Source organism: Mycobacterium cajalii (assembly GCF_045809005.2).
Classification (GTDB): Bacteria; Actinomycetota; Actinomycetes; order Mycobacteriales; family Mycobacteriaceae; genus Mycobacterium.
Genome location: NZ_CM141436.1, coordinates 5,278,960 through 5,295,520, shown reverse-complemented (window position 1 = coordinate 5,295,520; position 16,561 = coordinate 5,278,960). Strand labels below are relative to the sequence as shown.

At 65.1% G+C, this 16,561-nt stretch carries 18 protein-coding genes and 2 pseudogenes; 9 read left to right on the top strand and 11 right to left on the bottom strand.

The features are described 5' to 3' along the window. Nucleotides 1–41 precede the first annotated feature (41 nt). The 3 genes from ACJ512_RS25150 to ACJ512_RS25140 all read right to left on the bottom strand — a co-directional run bounded on the left by ACJ512_RS25150 (nt 42) and on the right by ACJ512_RS25140 (nt 2,143). Nucleotides 42–563 (bottom strand): Rv2253/PknI dimerization domain-containing protein, encoded by a 522-nt coding sequence (locus ACJ512_RS25150; RefSeq protein ID WP_407689381.1) that lies wholly within the window; start codon nt 561–563, stop codon nt 42–44. Nucleotides 564–698: 135 nt separating this feature from the next. Beyond that, on the bottom strand, nt 699–1,340 hold the full coding sequence (locus ACJ512_RS25145; protein ID WP_407689377.1) for a hypothetical protein: 642 nt from the start codon (nt 1,338–1,340) through the stop codon (nt 699–701). After that, nucleotides 1,337–2,143 carry a hypothetical protein gene (locus tag ACJ512_RS25140; protein ID WP_407689378.1) on the bottom strand — a complete coding sequence of 269 codons (807 nt, stop codon included), beginning with the start codon at nt 2,141–2,143 and terminating at the stop codon, nt 1,337–1,339. The genes ACJ512_RS25145 and ACJ512_RS25140 overlap by 4 nt, the downstream gene beginning before the upstream one ends. A gap of 319 nt (nt 2,144–2,462) precedes the next feature. On the opposite strand from ACJ512_RS25140, the gene ACJ512_RS25135 reads away from it, so the two are divergent. Then, nucleotides 2,463–2,762, top strand: a complete 300-nt coding sequence (locus ACJ512_RS25135) for a hypothetical protein (protein WP_407689382.1) — start codon at nt 2,463–2,465, stop codon at nt 2,760–2,762. An 83-nt stretch (nt 2,763–2,845) separates the two neighbouring features. Beyond that, nucleotides 2,846–3,235 (top strand): hypothetical protein, encoded by a 390-nt coding sequence (locus ACJ512_RS25130; RefSeq protein WP_407689383.1) that lies wholly within the window; start codon nt 2,846–2,848, stop codon nt 3,233–3,235. Between the two features lie 36 nt (nt 3,236–3,271). Here ACJ512_RS25130 and ACJ512_RS25125 read toward each other — a convergent pair whose 3' ends face one another. The 4 genes and pseudogenes from ACJ512_RS25125 to ACJ512_RS25110 all read right to left on the bottom strand — a co-directional run. Further along, on the bottom strand, nt 3,272–3,874 hold the full coding sequence (locus ACJ512_RS25125) for a TetR/AcrR family transcriptional regulator (RefSeq protein ID WP_407689379.1): 603 nt from the start codon (nt 3,872–3,874) through the stop codon (nt 3,272–3,274). Between the two features lie 179 nt (nt 3,875–4,053). Further along, nucleotides 4,054–4,464: pseudogene (locus tag ACJ512_RS25120) on the bottom strand (transposase); the annotation flags it as partial. Between the two features lie 174 nt (nt 4,465–4,638). Continuing rightward, nucleotides 4,639–6,039, bottom strand: coding sequence for an IS1380 family transposase (locus tag ACJ512_RS25115; RefSeq protein ID WP_461479877.1), 1,401 nt, complete (start codon nt 6,037–6,039; stop codon nt 4,639–4,641). Nucleotides 6,040–6,159: 120 nt separating this feature from the next. Continuing rightward, nucleotides 6,160–7,152 (bottom strand): annotated as a pseudogene (locus tag ACJ512_RS25110) (IS1380 family transposase); the annotation flags it as partial. Between the two features lie 206 nt (nt 7,153–7,358). On the opposite strand from ACJ512_RS25110, the gene ACJ512_RS25105 reads away from it, so the two are divergent. Continuing rightward, on the top strand, nt 7,359–8,144 hold the full coding sequence (locus ACJ512_RS25105) for a hypothetical protein (RefSeq protein ID WP_461479876.1): 786 nt from the start codon (nt 7,359–7,361) through the stop codon (nt 8,142–8,144). A gap of 11 nt (nt 8,145–8,155) precedes the next feature. On the opposite strand, the gene ACJ512_RS25100 is transcribed toward ACJ512_RS25105, so the two are convergent. Then, nucleotides 8,156–9,382, bottom strand: coding sequence for an IS110 family RNA-guided transposase (locus ACJ512_RS25100; RefSeq protein ID WP_461480091.1), 1,227 nt, complete (start codon nt 9,380–9,382; stop codon nt 8,156–8,158). Nucleotides 9,383–9,753: 371 nt separating this feature from the next. On the opposite strand from ACJ512_RS25100, the gene ACJ512_RS25095 reads away from it, so the two are divergent. Genes ACJ512_RS25095 through ACJ512_RS25085 form a run of 3 tightly spaced genes read left to right on the top strand, consistent with a single transcriptional unit; the run spans nt 9,754 to nt 11,381 of the window. Further along, the gene (locus ACJ512_RS25095; RefSeq protein ID WP_461480153.1) at nt 9,754–10,527 is read left to right on the top strand and encodes a hypothetical protein; all 774 of its coding nucleotides are present in this window, start codon (nt 9,754–9,756) and stop codon (nt 10,525–10,527) included. Continuing rightward, nucleotides 10,524–11,102, top strand: a complete 579-nt coding sequence (locus tag ACJ512_RS25090) for a cytochrome c oxidase subunit 3 (RefSeq protein WP_407687545.1) — start codon at nt 10,524–10,526, stop codon at nt 11,100–11,102. Before ACJ512_RS25095 ends, ACJ512_RS25090 begins: the two co-directional genes overlap by 4 nt. 6 nt (nt 11,103–11,108) lie before the next feature. After that, complete coding sequence (locus ACJ512_RS25085; protein ID WP_407687549.1) at nt 11,109–11,381, top strand: cytochrome C oxidase subunit IV family protein; 273 nt, start codon at nt 11,109–11,111, stop codon at nt 11,379–11,381. Nucleotide 11,382: 1 nt separating this feature from the next. On the opposite strand, the gene ACJ512_RS25080 is transcribed toward ACJ512_RS25085, so the two are convergent. After that, entirely contained in the window at nt 11,383–12,678 is a 1,296-nt protein-coding gene (locus ACJ512_RS25080) for a cytochrome P450 (protein ID WP_407687544.1), read from the bottom strand. Nucleotides 12,679–12,876: 198 nt separating this feature from the next. Between ACJ512_RS25080 and ACJ512_RS25075 the strand changes: the two genes are divergently transcribed. Next, nucleotides 12,877–13,587, top strand: a complete 711-nt coding sequence (locus tag ACJ512_RS25075; protein WP_407687543.1) for a TetR/AcrR family transcriptional regulator — start codon at nt 12,877–12,879, stop codon at nt 13,585–13,587. On the opposite strand, the gene ACJ512_RS25070 is transcribed toward ACJ512_RS25075, so the two are convergent. Both ACJ512_RS25070 and ACJ512_RS25065 read right to left on the bottom strand, forming a co-directional pair. Continuing rightward, nucleotides 13,503–13,919, bottom strand: coding sequence for a hypothetical protein (locus ACJ512_RS25070; protein ID WP_407687548.1), 417 nt, complete (start codon nt 13,917–13,919; stop codon nt 13,503–13,505). The two genes, ACJ512_RS25075 and ACJ512_RS25070, sit on opposite strands and share 85 nt — an antisense overlap. A 14-nt stretch (nt 13,920–13,933) precedes the next feature. After that, nucleotides 13,934–14,689: an enoyl-CoA hydratase/isomerase family protein gene (locus tag ACJ512_RS25065; RefSeq protein ID WP_407687542.1), complete on the bottom strand. Its 756-nt coding sequence runs from the start codon at nt 14,687–14,689 to the stop codon at nt 13,934–13,936. 104 nt (nt 14,690–14,793) lie between these two features. Between ACJ512_RS25065 and ACJ512_RS25060 the strand changes: the two genes are divergently transcribed. Both ACJ512_RS25060 and ACJ512_RS25055 read left to right on the top strand, forming a co-directional pair. Further along, a complete protein-coding gene (locus tag ACJ512_RS25060) occupies nt 14,794–15,210 on the top strand; it encodes a lipoprotein LpqH (RefSeq protein ID WP_407687547.1) in 417 nt (138 codons plus the stop codon). Between the two features lie 143 nt (nt 15,211–15,353). Continuing rightward, nucleotides 15,354–16,544 (top strand): amidohydrolase family protein, encoded by a 1,191-nt coding sequence (locus tag ACJ512_RS25055; protein ID WP_407687541.1) that lies wholly within the window; start codon nt 15,354–15,356, stop codon nt 16,542–16,544. The last annotated feature ends 17 nt before the right edge of the window (nt 16,545–16,561 follow it).

Sequence of the window (16,561 nt, the reverse complement as noted above, 5' to 3'; positions counted from 1 at the left end):
CGGTCTGCGGCCGGGCCGGCAGCGAAGTTACGGCCGCCCGGTCAGGACAGCCGGTCCAAGCGCAACGGCATCGCGATATCGAGCCACTGGTTTTGCCCGCAGGCACCGCTTGGGCCGACCGTCTTGTCCTTGCCGGAGAAGGTCGGCGACCCGATTTGGAATCCACCATTGTCGTTCACCGGGAAGAACAAGTAGGTCTGCTGCCCGGGGAACGCGGTACCGTCTTCGCACCGCTCCCAGTTCGGCACTTCGCGCCTTACCTTCCACATCTCCCCGTCATCCATATATAGGGGCGCGCTCCATCCCTGGTCGCTTTTCACCGTGCCGTGGCATTCCTGGAATGTGACGCATGTCGAACTGATGGTCCATATCTGGTAGACCGTCGGCTCGCCGAAGTATTGATCGTTTCGCTGGGCCCAATCGCCGATGGACGTAGCGCGAAACGTGCCGTTGATGGCTACTTCTTCCTTGGTTGTCGCCTGGGCCGTGGATGCGGTGCCCAAACCGCCGAACGTAGTGGCAGCCAATAGAGTTGCGGTGGTGAGCGTTTTTGCTGAACGCATCAGGTGCTCCTTGAAGCGCATAATCCGACAGTGCCTCTGACAGCTTCTCGCCATCGGTTGCGGCGTTCTCGAGCGTTGACGTTACACCGCTTGGACCGATCCGGTAACGGCTAGCTAGAACAAGATTTGCCGCGCTCATCCGGCCGGGTCGAATTTCCCGATCAGCCAGGAACCGTCGACCTTTGTCAGCGTGACCAGGACGCTGCTCTGCGTCTTCGCCGGCTCTTTCTTTTTCGGGCTTGCCGTGGTCTGGTCGACGAAAACCAGCACGACAGCCGAATCGGGATGTAAATCCGAAACGGCGGCCCGAATCACCTTGGCGGTCGCCGTCAGTTGCCCTTGCTGCGCAGTCGGTGCGACGACATTATCGGTGAATTTGGTGTAGTAGGTCAAAAAGCCACCGGTCAGACGCGATTTCGCGTTGGCATAATCGCGATCCAAATGATCGTAGGAATACGACAACACGGCCACGGCACCATCCGACGCCGCCTGGATCGCCCGGTGTGCCGTCGCATCATCGACCCGCTGATCCGGCCTATAGAGAATGAAGTACACACCGGCAGCGACTCCCACGGCGGCAATGACCAGCGTTGTCGCGACTATCGAACGCCACCTTGCCAAACAGAGGCGGGCCCAGTGCCGGATCGCTGCCGGCCGACGCCACCGGGCCGATCGCTCGCCGGCGGGTGGCAGCCCATCCTCGTCGGCGTGCGGAATCTGTCCGTCGTCAGTCGCCGCTTCGGTGCTGTCCAGCGACGAGCCATGCTCGACAGTCATTGCAGGAAATCGACTTTCGACATTTTGAGTTGACCGTCGTCACGCTCCATGTTGACACTGAGCCGAAACAAGGCCGGCGGCGGTTTGTCGTTATCCGGCCCAGTGGCCTCGGTTTTCGCCGCCACGAGCACGACTCCCGAATTGGCGCTCAGCGACTCGACGGCGACGGCTTCCACGGTGGCCTTGCTGCCGACCTTCGTATCCTCGGCCTTCTTGACTATCAGGGTTGACAGCACTGACAGCCGGTTTTTCTGGTCGCCCGTGGAGGCATCGATCATGCGCTGGACGCTGTCCTTGGCGTGATCGGGATCAATCGACATCAGCGTCGTAACCCCTTGCCGGGCCGCTGCACTGAACTCCGCGGCGAGCTGCCGCTTGTGCACCGCGGTGTCGTGCTGCCACACCATGTAACCGGTCGCGCCGAGGGAAGCGGAGGCGAGCACGACGCCGACGCCGACAGCCATAGTTTTCCGCCCCGGGCGGCGGAGCCACCGCGGCCGCCTGGGGTGCCGCGGCAAACGTAGGCGCGCCCGCGCCGACTTTGCGGGACGCTGCTCGGCGCCTGGAAACCCTGCGTCGTCATCAGCGTCCCCGGATTCTGCTGCCCTGCGCAGCCGTGCGAGGCGTTCGCGAGCCGCCGCGGCGCGCGCTTCAGCCTCGGCGACGTCGGCTTCTGTTTCCGTCTCCGAGACGGGCGCTTCGGCGTCGGAGTGGACCCCGGAGCGCGGCTGTGGTTCGTCGGGAGCGGTCACATCCATGGGCTCACCACGACGGTCGGCGTCAGGCGGCTCCGGATCGTGCACGGTGAAAAAGCCTATCACTTCGGTCTGGGCTCGATGCCGTGATCGGGGGGCTGTCTTGTGGCTCTTACCTGCGGAAACACTCGCTTGTCAGGGGGGCGGGTGGCGGAGAATCTGGGGTGCTTCACACGGCCGAATTCGCTCAGGCGATCTTCTAGTGGGTCAGGTCGAACGCGAGTAGCGTCAAGCGATCATGTGCGATGCGGACTATCCGACCTCGAGGGAGAAGATCACCATGCGGATCGCCGATTTCAGCAGCGGCCGCCGAGGAACTTGCGCCGGCTGTCAGGGCCGTTCCGGCCATGTCGCTGCGGCGGTCGGCATGGCCATCACCGCCCTGCTCATCGCCCCGGCCGTGCTGACGGGGGCGTTGTCTGCTCACGCTGACACTGGCCTCGATGGTTACGCTCGTTGCGTTGGAGGCGACACGAAACCCCCGCCGCCGGGGGTAAGTGCAGAAGATTGGTTTCCCAGCGTTCACGTGATACAGACGGATCTCGATTCTGGTGTGCCTTCCGCCCAAGTGGCTCAGAGATTGGTGGAAATGGGAGTCAAGCCGAGCGATGCCGTTACCCGAGTGCAGTGTTTTCTGGCCAACCAGCCGCGCGGGGAAGGGCATTGACGTCCAAACTGACGCCCTACCATCTTCACCAACTAGAAGAATTTTCTTTTCGGGTATGGCAAAGTAGTCGGGTGCGATCAATCGTGGCCCTGTTAGCCGCGTTGCTCGGCGCCGGTCTGCTCGCGGCGCCGCCGTCCTTCGCTGGGCCGACCGTCTGCGATTACCCCGCCTGCACCCCGGGCATTTTGCCGCATCGGGTTTTAGGCGCGCCGTGTGACAACACCACCTACTACGCCTTCGGCGTCGATGACAGCACCGTTCCCCCCGCCGCGCAGCCCGGACGGCTGATGTTCTGCGGCTCGCCGAGGCGATACCAGCCGCGATGGTTCCGGTCGCCTCCGATGGCGGGGGTCAAAGACGAAGGCGCGCCGTGCCAGAACTACCAGAACTATGTGGCGCAGGCGCCCGACGGTCTGTTCCTCATCTGTTTTGCCCACGACGGCATCATGAGCTGGATCCGCGCCGACACGTAGCCGCGCCGTTTTCGTTCAGCGGAATGACACATCGCCTCACTTGGGTGCTTCCCGGTGCAGACCCAACAGCCGCCGGCTCATGTCGACAAGCCGGGTGAACAGGGTGTCGTCGTCGATGTCCGCGACGAGTGGATGCATAACAGCGGTGCTGATCGCACCGGAGAACATGGCCGCCTGGATCCGGCCGTCCAGACCCGCATCGCTCAGCAGCACCCGATACAGGCGGTCCATGAAAAGTTGAAACGGCTTGTGCTCGGCCAATAACCGGACGACGACGGGATCGAACTGCAGCGTGCGCACCAGCCGGCGGTCGCGAACTGCCATTTCGATAGTGCGCACCAACAGCGCATCGCGCGCCTGCGATCCGTCGGCATGGGCCTCCGCTTCCTCGAGCGCGGGAAGTAGCCGCCCGAGTTCGCGTTCGGTGACCGCGATGACGATCTGTTCTTTAGCGTGGAATTGATGGTAGACAGCGGCTTTCGTTATACCGACGGTGTCGGCGATCATCTTCAGCGACGTGCCGCTGACCCCATGCGTGGCGAACAGATCCAGTGCGGCATCGAGCACGCGTGTTCGGGCCGCGCTGTGCTCGGCCACTCTCAACTCCTCGCCGTCAAGCGGCTGCCGTCCTGTTCCCACGCAACGAGACTAGCCTCGATTTTTCGCACTGGTGGGGTTCGGGGGTGCTGAGCCATGAAGATCGCTGAGCGATAGCGATTTTGGGCTTGGGGTGTGTTTGGCCGTCCCGTGTCGCCGGGGTGGGCGGGCTTTCCTATGGCCGGTGGGTCTTTCGGGTCGTCGGGGCGGGTTTGCGGTGGTCAGGGGAAGGCGGCGCGGATGCGCTGCCAGGCGGTTGCGATGGCACCGGCCCAGCGCCAGGTGGCGTCGATGCGCAGCCGTAGTTGGCGGGCGCCGCGGGTGATGCGGGCCGCGACGTGCAGGACCCGGTAGCGGAAGGCGGTAATCTCGCAGCGGGCCAGCTGCGGGGCGTCGGTGAATCCGATCAGTTGGGCCCAGGCGACCAGATCGGCGGCGGCCAGGACGATTTCGAGCCAGGCGGCGTTGGACTGGAAATCATGACAGGGCAGGTTGGCCAGGCCGGCGGCTTTGGCTTCGCGGATGCGGTCCTCGACGCGGGCGTGCTGGCGGTGGCGCAGTTCCAGACCGGCCAGCTGCCCGGGAACCATCCCCGGTGGGGTGTCGGTGATGAAGGCGGTCACCCGCATGCCTCGATTTTTCATGGTGGGTCGGGTGCTCCCGTGAGGTGTGCTGAGGTCTGCTGGTGGGCGTGGTTTTCGGTCGCAGGGGAGGTGCCGGCGCCGCGTGTCGTGCGGTGGCGCCGGGTTCCTTGGTCCCGGTGGGTGTTGCTCCTTCCTGGGGTTGTTCGGACAGGTGCCAGGTGGTCAGGGGATCGCCAGCACGCGGTGGAACGCGGTTTCCAGTGCTGTTGCCCAGGGCCAGGTTTGGGGTATTCGCAGGATTTGTTTGCGGGAATGGCTGATGATGCGGGCTGCGGTGTGCAGCAGCCGGTAGCGCAGGGTCTGTGGTTCGGCGACGGCCAGGGTGCCATCGAGCAGCAGCAGCCGGGTCCAGCACAGCAGGTCGACGGCCAGGGCGACTGCGGCCACCCACGCGCGGTTCATCGCATAGGACGATGACGGCCATTTGGCCAGGCCGGTGTCTTTGGCGCAGCGGATGAATCCTTCGACGCGGGCGTGCACCCGGTGGCGGGCTTCCAGACGCTGGGCTTGCCCGCCGGCGGTGTTGGTGGCCACCGGTTGGTAGCGGTAGCCGTTGGTCTGCTCGAACAGCGAGAGTTGTGCTCCGGTCTCGATGGGTTCGCGGCGCACCAGGATCCGCATCCCCGCTGGCCAGGTGGATAGTTTGTCGCCGCCGTGGCTTTCCCGCAGCAGGCCGGTGACCTCGGCGACCTGTGCGTCCTCGCGCGGGGTGCCGGTGGCATCCAGTGCTGGTTCCCACCCGGTCTCGGGCAGCAGCGCCAGCGCGGCACGCACCCGGGCATCCAGGTCGAAGCCGACCGAGTACGCGATGCTGTAGCCGGCGCGGGTGTTGAGCTTGGTGATGTGGTCGATCACCTTGTGGCTGGAGCCCGCACCGTCGATGGTGATCAGCAGGTTGTGCCGCCACTTGGCGGGGATCGCGGCGATCGCGGCGTCGATGATGGCGATGTGATCGGCGGCGGTGTTGGAGCCGGCGTTACCGGCTCGCGCGATGATGGCCAGCAGCTCGCCGGTATTGTCACACCACGCAGTCAGCGGATGAAAACCGTATCCGCCCTTGAAATTTCCCGCTGCCGATTCCTTATCGGAGTACGAGGTGATCAAGGTGGCGTCGATGCGGATGCAGATCACATCATCGAGATCACCGTAGCAGGTGGCCACCGGCGGAATCTTCCCGTGGCGGGCCTCGATGCGCTCCCATACCCGGGCGCGGACCCGATCCCGCGCCAGCGCCAGCCGCCCCAGCGCCGCGTCGTCGAGTTCGTTGAGTGCCCGCCATGCCGTGGTGGTCGAGGCGACCGGCCCGAACACCCGCTTTTGATCGCCCAGGACCGCGATGTCGCAGATGCTGGTCGCGCCGTCGGCGATCCCCACCGCCAGGTCCCGCATCACCGCTCCCCGGTCGTGGACCACGTCCGGCCGGTACAGCGCATCCGACAATGCGCCGGTCAGCCCCGTCTTATCGGCCAACATCCGGGTGATCACACTGCCGGTGTGTGACACCACATCGTCGCCGCGGACCTCCACGTCGAGGTGCCGGGACCATTCTGTTGTAGCCTGCATCTGAAAGGTGCACCCGTTCTCTGGATTTTCCGAGCCTTAACAACCCTGATTATCCTTGAGCGAGTGCACTTTTCGCGTCTAAGACACCCCAAAGCCGACCATCCCCGTGAAAAATCGAGGCATGCCGTCGATGTCGGTGAAGCGCAGCTGCGCCCCGGGGTGTGGGCGTTCTTTGCGCAGCACCAGCCGGGTCCCGGCAGGCCAGGCCGACAGGTTGACCAGGCCGGTGGCCTCGGCCACCCACGCCCCGTCCCGGATCTGCCCATCGGAGTCGATCCCCGGATACCAGCCATCGCCGAGGTTGAGGGTGTCCACGGCGTCCTGGACCCGGGCATCGACGGGAAACCCGAAGGAGAACCCGACCCCGTGATCGCGGCAGGCCTGGGCAAACTTGTGGGTGGCTCCGGCGGAATCTGAGCGCACCACCACCGCCGGCGCAGCCGGGTTCTGCGGGCCGGGACGCCAATCTGCCGGCAGCGAATCCAAAGCCTGCTGAAGGACCGTGACGTGATCGGCGGCGGTATTGGATCCGGCGTTGCCTTTGCGCAGCAGCCCGGCCAGGGCCTCACCGCCGGCGATCTCCGGGCGGTCCAGAAACGCCAGCAGCGGGTGATGGCCGAACGACTTCTTCCACGTCGGCGCCGCCTGCGCCTTGTTGTCGGAATGGTCGATGACCAGCGTGGCGTCGATGTCGATGTACAGCGGCACACCCGCCGGGGGCGCGGCCCCGGCCGCCCAGGCCGCCGCCCGCGCCGATGCCCGCGCGGTGCGAACCTTCGGCAGGTGCGCGGCATCGATGCGATAATCGATCAGCCGCCACATCGTCGTTGTCGAGGCCTTGGCCCCGAACACATGCTCGCGATCCCCACACAACTGGCCGACCCCGTCGATGCAGTCCGCCCCGTCAGCCACCGCCGCGGCAAGATCGGCGAACACCGCACCCGGGGCATAAGTCCACGGCCCCTTGTAAGTATCGGCCAACACCGCCGTGACCTGCGCTGATAACCCGGTCAGATCGGCCAGTTCCCGCAACAGCCCCATCCCGGCGTGCGACACCACCCCGCGACCGTCCGCCGATACTTTCACCCGCCGCGCCACCGCGATACCCTTCACGTGCGAAGTGCCTTCCGCTCGCCATATGGAAACCTAGAGAATTCCCATTATGCGTTGCAGGACAGGCACTTTCGCGCATCAACACACAGCTACGTCGGCATTCCGCGAAAAATCCGGGCTAGACGACAGTATTGACCAAAGCTAGCCGATCGGCTAGCTTTCCACACTAGTCGAGTTCGGCGGCGATTCGTGTGGAAGGAGTGCCGATGTCCGACGTCGGCGGAAACGCGGCAGGCGAGCGTCGATCCGCGCGAATCGCCCTGCGGCGCAACGAAGGTGAGTTGATCCTGCTGTGGACGCTGCCGGTGACGGTGGCGATCTGGGTCGCCGCCTTTTTGCTGTTTCCGGGCTTCGACCCGCCGATGTCACCGACGATGACGGCCGAGCAGGTCGCCGCCTTCTACCGTGACCCGGCCCATCTGCCCGAGATCCGCTACAGCATGATCGTGTTCAACTGGTTCGGCGTGTGCCTCATCCCGATCCTGACCCTGATCGTGATGCAGGTCCGCAGGATGGCACATCGCACGCCGATCTTCGCCTACGCCCTGCTGGGCTGCGTGGCCGGCGGACCGACGCTGTTCCTCGTCGCGAACGTCTGCTGGCTGCTGGCCGCCTTCCGCCCGGAACGGCGCCCGGAACTGACGCAAATGTTCAACGACTTCGGCTGGATCACGTTCACCATCCTGGTCCCCTTTCTGATCGGGCAGAGCGTGATACTCGCGCTGGCAATCTATTTCGACGACCAGCCGCGCCCGATATTTCCCCGCTGGGTGGCCCACTTCAACCTTTTTGTGGCCGGCGCGTTGGTGCCTGCGTCGTTCGCGGGCCTGTCGTTGTCCGGCCCGTTGGCGTGGGACGGCGTGTTGTCCTTCTGGCTGAAGAACATCGCCATCGCCGTGTGGCTCGTCGTCATGGGTGTCGTCGTGGGGCGGGCCGTTTATCGCGAGCGCGCCGAACGTCGCCGCCAAGGCGCAGAACTGGTCGGCGTATGAGAAGCCCTATGTCAAGCCGCCTCGTCTTGGGTGAGGATTCGTTGGAGTGCGCGGTGTTTGTCGGGGGCGTAGGCGAGGTTGTCTTGCCAGCAGTGCCAGATGATGTGCAGCCAGGCGCGGGCGAGGATGCGTACGGCGTGGGGGTGGTCGTGCCCGCGGGTTCGGGCCCTGTCGTAGAGGTCGGCGGCCCAGGGGTTGACCAGTCGGGTGTCGGCGGCGAAGTCGGTGACGGCGTCACGGAGTTGTTTGTCGCAAGCCCAGCGGAATCCGACAATGCGGGATTTGCCGGACTGGCGCGTAGAGGGCGCGGCGCCGGCCAGACAGGTCAGCGACTCCGGGGTGGGGAATCGAGCACGGCAGTCCCCGATTTCGGCAAGCAGGCGCGCGGCGCGGACCCGTCCGGCGCGGGGCAGGGACGTGAAGATGTGGGCGTCGGCGTGGGTGTCCAGTTGTGCCTCGATCTGGGTCGAGAGCGCTTTGATCTGTGCGACCAGGGTGCCCAGCAGTGCGACGTAGCTGGCGGTGATGTGGGCCTGGGTGCTGCCGTGAGAACCGGTTGCGCCGGGGGCAGCGTCAAGGATGCGGTGGTGCAGCACGGCGGGGTCGACCTTGCCGGAGTAGCCCTGCTTGGCGAGCCAGTCGCCGAGCCGTTTGGGGGTCAGCCAGTCGATCTTGTCCTGGGTGTCGAATCGGGTCAGGAACGCCAGGCTGATCGCGGAGTCGATGTCTTTGAACAATCCGACGGCGGCAGGCAGCACGTTGCGCAGGTGTGCGCGCAGCTGATTGGCAACGGCCACACGGTGATTGACCAAGTCCTTGCGGGCGCGGCAGGCGCGCCGCAGGGCGACGGTGGCGTCGGTATCGGGGATCAGCGCCCGCAGCCGGGCGCGGTCGGTGCGCAGGGTGTCGGCGAGCACGTAGGCGTCGAACCGGTCGTCCTTGTTGCCGGCCGAGCCGTAGCGGCCGCGCAGGTTCTTGACCTGATTCGGCGAGATCACCACCACGGCCAGACCGGCGAGCAGCAGGGCGTCGACGACTGGCCCGTCGGGACGTTCGATGGCGACCTCACCCACTCCATGGCGGCGCAGGAAAGCGATGAGTTCCCGCAGTCCGGGCGCGCTATGGGGCACCGTGGCTCGGTCGAGTTCGCGGCCCCGGTCATCGACGACGCTGACCGCGTGGTCGTCGCGGGCCCAGTCCAGACCGGCGGTCACACCCCCCGGCGGCTCCTGCGGCAGGGTGGTATCGGTCGGGGTATTGCTGGCAGACTTCACGTCAGCCTCCTCGCTGCTAGTCCCAGTGGGGAGGCACCCATCTTTTCTGGTGCCGCTGGTGCCGGGACGTGGTTGCCGGTCCGCTCACTGATCGGCGCTCGCAGCCAGACGCGGCGTTGGCGCTCAGCCCTATCGACGGTCGACACGCCCCGGGCAACCACCAGGGCCTGCAGATCTCATACTGGACATCAACCGCGTCAAGCGAGCAGGGCAGTGACCTGGTGGCACCTCGGGTGCATCAACGCTTCATCCAGAAGCGATGACCTCAGGAAGGTAGTCCAGTGAGCGCGACGACGACAGCCGAGGGACCGTCACCGGCGGTGCCCACCGGCCCGATGCTTCGGCGCATCGCCTGGCAGTGCCGGCACCACCCCAAGCGCGAGTTGTGGCTGGCCTGGGGGGCGCTTGTCGTCTTCTACAACTTCTTCTTCCCGATCTTCTTCGTGGTGACCCGGGTCCAGCCCCCGCCGCAGCCCGCCTGGGACCTCGCGACGCAGGTGCACTGGTTCCACGAACGTCACCTCGGGATACCCGTCGGCTTCGGCATCATTTTCGGCATCGGCGGCATCATCGCGGTGAACAATGCGCTCATCGCGTATTCGATGCGACGGATGTCGGTCAGCCCGGTGTTCGCGTATTCGTACCTGATCATCTATTCGCTCAGTGCTGTTCCCGGAATGCTGTTGCTCTGTATCGCGCTGATCGTCGGGACCCTGCGCCCCGAGCGGGACCCCCAGGCGATCGGCTGGCTCTACGACTTCGCGTTCCTGTCTTTCGACGGAACGATGGGTGTCTTCTTGATCGGGTCGCTGATCTGGTTGCTCGCGATTCTGATCGACAAGAACCGGGTGTTCCCCAAGTGGTTCGGCTACCTCAACTTGTGCAACGCGCTCACCGAGGTCGTGGTGGCACCGTGCTGGATCTTCCGGCGGGGCGTGCTGGCGTGGAACGGCCAGATCGCCTGGTGGCTGGACGTGGTCGTGTTCGGCATCTACACCGGGGTTTTCATATTCATGCTGATGCGCATGATCCAGCGCGAGGACTTCGGTACCGGGCCTCTCCCCGAACTCGGGCCCGCCCTCGCCCGCGAACCGGGGGCCGCGCGATGACGGACCTGACCGAGAAGAGCGAACGCACCAGGTTCGTGCCCGGCCAGCCCGACATGTGGGTCTTCGTACTGTTCGAAACCTTCATCTTCACGGCGTATTTCGGTTTCTACCTGTTCTACCGCGCCCGAAACGGCGGGCTTTTCCTGCACTCGCAGGCGCAGCTCGACTTGCGCGTCGGGATCATCAATACCCTGGTGTTGTTGCTGAGCTCCTGGTCGGTGGCGCGGTGCGTCCAGTCGTGCCGGGCCGGCGCCTACCGGGCGGCGCTGCGAGACGCCTTGCTCACGGCCGCGTTCGCCGCGGTGTTCTTGTTCTTCAAGATTTTCGAGTGGGTCCGGTTGGTCCGCACGGGGAACGGGCTGGACAGCAACGACTTCTTCACCTACTACTTCTTTCTCACCGGCATCCACTTCGTGCACCTGCTCATCGGTTTCGTCGCCCTCGGGATCGTCGTCTACCAAGTACGGAGCCCGGCGAGGCGCTCCCAGGAACTCGTCGAGACCTGTGCCACCTACTGGCACACCGTCGACTTCCTCTGGGTGCTGATCTTTGCATTGCTCTACGTGGTGAGGTGATCGGTGATCAAGTTCAACAAGAGGCTGTTGGTCGTGTGGCTCGTCCTGGCGTCTCTCACGCTGGGCTACCTGGGCATCGACCACACCGATGCGCTGCGGCCCAGCGCGCTGGTCACCTCCAGCGTGATCGTGATCGCACTCATCAAGGTGCGCATCATCTTTCGCGAGTTCATGGAGGTGCGAAACGCACCGGCCTTGCTGTGTCGCCTGACCGATGCCTGGGTGGGGATCATGGCCGCGGCGCTGCTCGGCTGCTACTTCGTAGGGATGACGATCTGATTCAGCCCACCGACGCGACGGAATCGGCGGTCGTGAACGTCAGGTGCAGCTCGCTCAGTCCGCGCAGGATGTAGGTCGGCTCGTAGGTGTAGCGACGGTCCGCGCTCGGCCCGTGGTGGGCCGCGTCGATCTCGATGTGCGACATCCGGTCCAGGATGCGCTCGATCGAGACACGGCCCTCCACCCGGGCGAGCGGCCCGCCGGGACACGAGTGCACGCCGCGGGCGAAAGCCATGTGCTCGCGGACATTCCGGCGGTGCAGGTCGAACTCGTGCGGGTTCTCGAACCGGCGCGGGTCGCGGTTGGCCGCACCCGGCAGCACCATCACCACGGTGCCGGCGGCAATGTCGACACCGCCGATCCGGGTGGCCCGCCGGGCCAGCCGGCAGTCGCTCTTGACGGGGCTCTCCATGCGCAGCGACTCCTCGATGAACCCGGGAATCAGGCTGCGGTCCTCGCGCAGCTCCTGCTGGATGTCGGGCCGGTCGCCTAGCGCCTGCAGCGCGGCGCTGAGAAGCTTGGCGGTGGTTTCCTGCCCGGCGGCGAACAGGAACGTCGCCGAGCGGACCACCTCGATCACCGGGGGGGTCGACCCGTCGGGGTACTTCGCCGCCGCCAGCGAGGTGAGCACGTCATTGCGGGGTGCGCGCCGCCGGTCCTCGATGTAGGCGCAGAACTTGTCGTCGAGCCATTCCAGCGGGTTGATGCCGACCGACTCGTGGTCCAGGGCGCCGACCCGCGCCTCGGGCCGGTCGGCTCCCAAGACGCTCCGGAATTCCTTGTGATCCTCTTCGGGTACACCGAGCAGGTCGGCGATCACCAAAGTGGCGAACGGCTTGGAGTATTCGGCGATGAACTCGCACTCGCCGTTGTGCAGGAACTCGTCGAGCTGGCGGTCGGCGAGGCGCCACATGAATTCCTCGTTGTGCTTCAGCCGGCTCGGGGTGAGCAGCTTGCTCAGCACGGATCGGGCCTTGGTGTGGTCCGGCGGATCCATGGTGACCATGTGCTCGTTCATCGGGAAGTAGCTGCGGTGCGCCTCGATCTGCGCGCTGATGTCATCGCCCTCCGGCGTAAACGGCAGCGGGGGGAACGGGCCGCCGAGCGCGACGATGTTGGAGAACGTGTCGGGGTCCTTGTAGATCTCGGTGGCTTCGTCGTAGCCGGTGACGGCGACGACCCCGTAGTGCGGCAGCCGCAGCACCGGATTCTGACTGCGCAGGTGGTCGAAATACGGGTGCGGATCGGGGACCAGGGAGGGATCCGCGAAGAAGTCGATCGTGTCGAAATTGCTCATGTCGTGCATGCCTCCAAAAAGCCGCCGTTGGCCGTATGACTGTTTGGCGGCGAGACTCCGCGCCGCCGCGGTCCGATGTCCATGAAGTGCTGAGCACCTGCTTAGCATGGCGGTAATGTCAGGGTCAAGGCGGCCGCGCCGCGTCACGCTACGATCCGTGTGGTCGGCAACAGATGGCAGAGAGTACGGAGCAGGGGCATGGCATCTTCTTCCGTGGCCCGCAGGATCGGGGCGCCGGACGCCAAGAACCGCGGCTTGCTGCTCGACGCCGCCGAGCAGCTGATGCTCGAAGAGGGCTACGCCGCAGTGACCTCCCGCCGTCTCGCGAACAAGGCGGGGCTCAAGCCGCAGCTGGTGCACTACTACTTCCGCACCATGGAGGACCTGTTCCTCGAGGTCTTCCGGCGACGCGGTGAAGAAGCGCTCGAGGTGCATGCGCAGCTGATGAAGTCGCCGCAGCCGCTGTGGGCGCTGTGGAGATTCGGCACCGATCCCGCATTCACCCGCATTTCCATGGAGTTCATGGCGCTGGCCAATCACCGCAAGGAACTGCGAGCCGAAATCGCCTATTACGCAGAGCGTTTCCGGGAAGAGGAACGGCAAGCGGTGACGACGGCTCTGCAGCGGTATGGAGTGGCCAGAGAAGAGATGCCGCCGGTCGCGGTGACCGTGCTCATGTCCAGCTTGTCCAGATTTCTGGTGCTCGAGCAGGCGATCGGCATGTCCAGCGGTCACGCCGAAACCGTGCAATTGGTCGAGGATTACTTGCGTCGCCTGGAAGGCGAACCGCAGCCGATCGAGGGTGTGCCGGAGGCCTGGGTGGTTCACCAGTTCCGCAGCGAGCAAAGCACGCCTTTGGCGCCATCCTTGGATACGACGACGGCTCCGTCCACCGCCAGCTCACAGTGAAGTCCCGGTTCGCCGGGTTCGGTGCCCGTGCTCGCCACGACCATCGCGTAATGGTCGGGGTCCGACATGTCCACATCGAAGCTCCATGGCTGGCCCGGACCGAGATCGACGTCGACGTGGGGCGTGAACGAGTAGGGGTTGTGGCTGTAGTCGGAGAATTTTGCCGGTTGCTGGTCCAGGTAATAGATGTCCGTGTAGATCGGATGCTGGGCGGTGACGGTGTACTTGACGTGATGCATGATCGGGTCCGCGTGGGCCCGTCCGGTGTTCGCAACTGAACCGGCAGCCGCTAACAGCCCTGCCAGGGTCAGCGCCGATCCGGCTTGCAACATTCTGGACACGCCTGTCATGTCGCTCCTCCGGTTGCCTGGCGTGCACTGGCGGTGCGGTTCATCACCCGCTCTGCGGCTTGCCAATGCGCGTCGGCAACCCACAACCGTGCAAAGGATGCTATCGCCTCATCAGGCGAAACACCGTGGATTACGCGCTTTATCTCGGTCGCCGGGTGACGAGCCAGCGACTTGGCGATCGGTCGCCACCCCTCGGTGGGTGAGTCGAAGGAGGCGCGGGGCAACACCTTGTCCACCAAGCCGATCCGCTCGGCATCGGCTGCGGTCAAGGCTGATCCCGTACCGGCCAGCAGAAGCGCTCTGCTCTTGCCGACGAGCGCGGCCAGTCGCTCGGCCCCGCCCCACGCGGGCATGATCTCCAGCTCCACCTGATTGAAGGCAATCCTGATGTCGTCGGCGGCCACCCGGATGTCGGCGGCGACGGCGATTTCGGCGCCACCGCCGAAGGCGTGCCCGTTCAGCGCGGCGATGACCGGAGCGCGGAAGTTCGCCAGCTGATCGCAGACCGACCGCATCCGCTTCGCCATCGCGGCGGCGTCCTCTTCGGTCCGTAGCGAACTCAGCTCCTTGAGGTCGCCGCCTGACACGAAGGCCCGATCACCGGCACCCGTGATGACAAGGGCTTTGGCGCCGGCTGCTGTATCGAGCGCGTTTTCCAGCTGCTCCATGGTGTCGAGCGCGATGGCATTGCGTGCGTGAGGGCGATTGATGGTCAGCACCGCCAAACCGTCGTCGATCTCCAGGTCGAGCATGCGATTTCGCTCCTCGGGCAAGGGCCCTGATATTGGCATTCTCTTTTCGCGAGAATAACATCACGGCGGGCGAAAACTTTCGTCGGCGGGGAGGAGGTGATCCGGTGCGGAACCGAAGCGGGGTGGCGGCGGCTCTCGCTGTCGTTCTGCTTGGGGCATGTACGCCGCGACCATCAGCCCAGCTCTCCAGTTCGGCATCTGTGACCGTCAACGGTAAAGACACGAATTTCCACGTCGTGAACTGCGATCAGCGGGAGTGGACCCGGACGATCGATATCGGCGGCAACTTCGCCGGAGTCAAGGTTGTCGTCGACGAGGGGGCGCAACCGGCGTCAGCTCTGTCGGTGCGCATCCACAACCTGGGTGGGTTCACCGGCATGTATTCCCGCGGCGGCGGCGGCAACGCCGATATGAGCATGACCGGCGACAAATTCACCATCACCGGCACCGCCAACGGCTCCAAAGCCGACAAGCCGAATGAACCCATGTCCGCCGATTTCAAGATCATCGCTACGTGCTGACCGCAGCCACGTGACCGGCGCGGGGCAGGCCCACGCCCGGGTGGCGGCGCCGGTTTCCGCGCGGCACCAGTGACCTACCGGCGGCGCATTGCGCAGGCAGCACCAAGAGAATAAGATTCTCACAAATCAAGAAGGAGGATTTCATGGGGCAATTGTCACACCGGGAGGACGTCCCGTTCCCGATCTTCGACGCCGATAACCATCTCTACGAGCCGCCCGAGGCGCTGACCAAGTTCCTGCCCAAGGAGTACAAGGACTACGTCCAGTACGTGCAGATCAACGGTCGCACCAAAATCGCGATCCGCGGCCACATCAGCAACTACATCCCCAACCCGACCTTCGAGGTCGTCGCCCGCCCGGGCGCCTGGGAGGAGTACTTCAAGTACGGCAACCCGGAGGGCAAGAGCAAGCGTGAGCTGTTCGGCGAGCCGATGCGCGCGATCCCGGCGTTCTTCGAACCCGGCCCGCGCCTGGAGAAGATGAACGAACTCGGCCTGGACCGCACGCTGATGTTCCCGACGCTGGCCAGCTTGCTCGAGGAGCGGCTGCGCGACGACCCGCTCGCCATCCATGTCCTGATCCATGCGCTGAACGAGTGGCTCGACGAGGTCTGGGGCTTCAACTACCAGAACCGCATCTTCACCACCCCGGTCATCACGCTGCCGATCGTGGAGAAGGCGATCGAGGAGTTGGAGTGGGCGGTCAAGCGTGGCGCTCGCTGCATCCTGATCCGCCCGGCGCCGGTTCCCGGCTTCCGTGGCCCCCGGTCGTTCGCAGTGCCCGAGTTCGATCCCTTCTGGGAGCGGGTCGTCGAGCACGACGTGCTGGTCGGTATGCACTCCAGCGACAGCGGCTACTCCCGGTACACCTCCGAATGGGACGGTGCCGAACAGGAGATGCTCCCGTTCCAGACCAACGCGATGGGCATCCTCAACGAATGGCGGCCGATCCAGGACGCGGTGGGCTCGTGGGTGATCCACGGCGCGCTCTACCGCCATCCCAAGCTGAAGGTCGCCATCGTCGAGGCCGGTTCGAAGTGGATGACCCCGCTGCTGGACGGCCTGACCGAGGTCTTCCGGAAGGCCCCGGAAGCCTTCCCGAGCGACCCCGTCGAGATGGTCAAGAACCGGATCCACGTCAGCCCGTTCTTCGAGGACGGCATCGACGATCTGGTCAACCTCGTCGGTGTGGATCAGGTGCTGTACGGGTCGGACTGGCCGCATCCGGAGGGGCTGGCGGAGCCGACGTTCTACGTCAACGCTCTGTCGCACCTGTCCGTCGACGACCAGGCAAAGATCATGGGCGGCAACCTCGGTCGACTCGTCTCGGTGTGAGACGCGACATTTGAGTA

Coding starts and splice junctions, on each gene's coding strand:
- ACJ512_RS25105 (WP_461479876.1), top strand. CDS start 7,359: ATGTCCGACGTCGGCGGAAACGCGGCAGGCGAGCGTCGATCCGCGCGA.
- ACJ512_RS25150 (WP_407689381.1), bottom strand. CDS start 563: ATGCGTTCAGCAAAAACGCTCACCACCGCAACTCTATTGGCTGCCACT.
- ACJ512_RS25145 (WP_407689377.1), bottom strand. CDS start 1,340: ATGACTGTCGAGCATGGCTCGTCGCTGGACAGCACCGAAGCGGCGACT.
- ACJ512_RS25115 (WP_461479877.1), bottom strand. CDS start 6,039: ATGCAGGCTACAACAGAATGGTCCCGGCACCTCGACGTGGAGGTCCGC.
- ACJ512_RS25055 (WP_407687541.1), top strand. CDS start 15,354: ATGGGGCAATTGTCACACCGGGAGGACGTCCCGTTCCCGATCTTCGAC.
- ACJ512_RS25080 (WP_407687544.1), bottom strand. CDS start 12,678: ATGAGCAATTTCGACACGATCGACTTCTTCGCGGATCCCTCCCTGGTC.
- ACJ512_RS25135 (WP_407689382.1), top strand. CDS start 2,463: ATGGCCATCACCGCCCTGCTCATCGCCCCGGCCGTGCTGACGGGGGCG.
- ACJ512_RS25095 (WP_461480153.1), top strand. CDS start 9,754: ATGCTTCGGCGCATCGCCTGGCAGTGCCGGCACCACCCCAAGCGCGAG.
- ACJ512_RS25065 (WP_407687542.1), bottom strand. CDS start 14,689: ATGCTCGACCTGGAGATCGACGACGGTTTGGCGGTGCTGACCATCAAT.
- ACJ512_RS25075 (WP_407687543.1), top strand. CDS start 12,877: ATGGCATCTTCTTCCGTGGCCCGCAGGATCGGGGCGCCGGACGCCAAG.
- ACJ512_RS25070 (WP_407687548.1), bottom strand. CDS start 13,919: ATGTTGCAAGCCGGATCGGCGCTGACCCTGGCAGGGCTGTTAGCGGCT.
- ACJ512_RS25090 (WP_407687545.1), top strand. CDS start 10,524: ATGACGGACCTGACCGAGAAGAGCGAACGCACCAGGTTCGTGCCCGGC.